This window comes from Microbacterium sp. Bi128, assembly GCF_918698205.1.
Genome location: NZ_CAKKMM010000824.1, coordinates 1 through 2,248, shown reverse-complemented (window position 1 = coordinate 2,248; position 2,248 = coordinate 1). Strand labels below are relative to the sequence as shown.

General features: G+C 71.8%; 3 protein-coding genes. 1 reads left to right on the top strand and 2 read right to left on the bottom strand.

Features of this window, described 5'->3' with window-relative positions:
- A partial coding sequence (locus tag LQV45_RS26750) for an amylo-alpha-1,6-glucosidase (RefSeq protein ID WP_374208300.1) occupies positions 1-1,135 on the top strand: 1,135 nt, incomplete at its 5' end.
- Here LQV45_RS26750 and LQV45_RS26745 read toward each other — a convergent pair.
- Both LQV45_RS26745 and LQV45_RS26740 read right to left on the bottom strand, forming a co-directional pair.
- On the bottom strand, positions 1,088-1,870 hold the full coding sequence (locus tag LQV45_RS26745; RefSeq protein WP_230009768.1) for a phosphatase PAP2 family protein: 783 nt from the start codon (positions 1,868-1,870) through the stop codon (positions 1,088-1,090). The two genes, LQV45_RS26750 and LQV45_RS26745, sit on opposite strands and share 48 nt — an antisense overlap.
- Before the next feature lie 79 nt (positions 1,871-1,949).
- Positions 1,950-2,248, bottom strand: a 299-nt coding sequence (locus LQV45_RS26740; protein WP_230009766.1) for a YdeI family protein, incomplete at its 5' end; no start/stop codon positions are given.

The window sequence follows — 2,248 nt, the reverse complement described above, 5'->3', positions numbered from 1 at the left end:
GCCGTTCGGACGGGATTCGCTGTGGGCTGCGCGGCTGCTGCTGCCTCTGGACACCGGCGCGGACAACGGGCTGGCGGCGGGCACCCTGCGCGCGCTGGCTGCTTTCCAGGGCACCCGGACGGACGCGGCGGCCGCCGAGGAACCCGGCAAGATCCTGCACGAACTGCGGTCCAAAGAACTGGTTCTTGAAAGCCAGAACCTGCGCCTGCCGCCGGTGTACTTCGGGGCGGTGGATTCCACCCCGTTGTGGCTTTGCCTGCTCGGGGAACTCTGGCGCACCGGCCGGGACGAGGACGCCGTGCGGTCGCTGCTGCCGAACGCGGCACGCGCCGCGGAGTGGCTGCTCGCCGCCGGCTCCCCGGTAGACGGCGCAGCGGACGGCGCAGCCGGCAACGGCGGGTTCCTCAGCTACCGTGACTCCACGGGCCACGGCCTGAGCAACCAGGGCTGGAAGGATTCCCGGGACGCCATGCAGTTCCGCGACGGCCGGCAGGCCGAGGGGCCCATCGCCCTGTCCGAGGTGCAGGGCTACGCGTACCAGGCAGCCATGGGGACGGCGGAACTGTTCGACGCGTTCGGGGAACCGGGCGCTCAGGCGCTGCGCGACTTCGCCGCGGCCCTGCGGCTCAGGTTCCGGGAGCGTTTCTGGGTTGAGGACGACGGCGGGCCGTTCCCGGCAATGGCCCTGGACGGGCACGGGGTCCCCTTGGACATCCCGGGCTCGAACATGGGGCATCTGCTGGGCACGGGCATCCTGGACGCGGCCGAAGCCCGGATCGTCGCGGACCGGCTGGTGAGCCCCGAGCTGTTCTCCGGCTACGGCGTGCACACGATTTCGCGGCGGGCCGCAGGGTTTTGGCCCTTCAGCTACCACTGCGGCTCGGTCTGGAGCCACGACACCGCCATCGCGATCCGCGGCCTCCTGGCCGACGGTTTCGTCGCAGAGGCACGCACCCTCGCCGACGGCCTGATCGCGGCGGCGGCCTCCTTCGGGCACCGGTTGCCGGAGGTGTTCGCCGGGGTGCGGGCCGAGGACTCGAGCGTCGCGGTACCGTATCCGGCGTCGTGCCACCCGCAGGCGTGGTCCTCAGCCTCGGCGGTGGTGATCGCCCAGGCGATGGGCGTCGGACTCTGACGGTCCCGCCTCCACTGAGTGTTGCCCGGACGGGGCCGCGGCGGCGCGCAGCCCGTCGGTCAGGATAACGATCCCGGTAACGGCGAGCGCCAGGCCCATGGAGGCGAGCACGTCCGTCAGCCAGTGGTACCCCAGGTACAGGCGGCTGAAGGCAACCACCAGTGTCCCGGCAGCCGCTGCCGCGAAGCCGAGCACCGACGTCGTCCGTTTACCCGTCCGCGTGCCGCGGGCCGCCAGCAGCAGGTAGCTGAGGACGCACAGGAAGACGCCGGCCCCGAAGGTATGGCCGGAGGGAAAGGACAGGGCGTCGTCCGGTCCCAGCATGAAGCCGCTGGCGGCGGGCCGGCTCCGGCCGACGTCGTGCTTCACCAGCGTGGACACCGCGAAGGTCGCCGCCATGGCGCCGACCAGCAGGGCGGGACGCCAGACTTCACGCTTGAAGACCGCCCAGGCCAGAGCCACGGCGCAACCGATCACCGTCATCCACAGCGGCGACGTCACCGTGGTCACGGCCGCCAGGATGGCGGTGGCCAGTGGGGTCCGGGACGCCACGATTCCGTCGTGCACGGGCCCGTCCAGGTCAGCCACGCCGCTGTTCGACTGCACGGCGGCGAGCACGGTCCAGAAGATCGTCTCGCCCGCAATTAACAGGCCCGCAGCCACGAAGAAGAGCCGCTGCTGGGACGGCAGCGGCAGGCGGGCAGGGGGTCGCGGGGCACGCTGGGCAAGGAGCATTCGCCCAATCCTGCCAGACGCAACTCCCCGCAGCCAGCAAGGGCGCTGGGAATTCTCTGGGATGCGCGGCGGGCGAGCGCTACGGTTCCGGGGGACGCCTGGTCTGCGGGTACGGCGTGTCGAACCTGGCCAGCATTTCCACGAACCCGGCGATCTTCCGCTCCCGGGTCGAGGCCTGCTTGACCGAGTTGGTGCGGTAGATCAGGGCATACCGGTTCACGGACGTCAGGACCTCGAACATCGCCTGCGCCCGCGGCTCCGCCGCGATGGCGGCGGCGAGGTCATCCGGGACCTCCGCCGTCGCCGCGCCCGAATAGGCGGCCTCCCAGCGCCCGTCCGCCTTGGCGGCGGCGATGGCCGCCTGCCCGGCGGGGGCCA

What these genes read in the sequence shown, in the direction of transcription:
- LQV45_RS26745 (WP_230009768.1), bottom strand. Translation starts at nt 1,870, where the DNA reads ATGCTCCTTGCCCAGCGTGCCCCGCGACCCCCTGCCCGCCTGCCGCTG.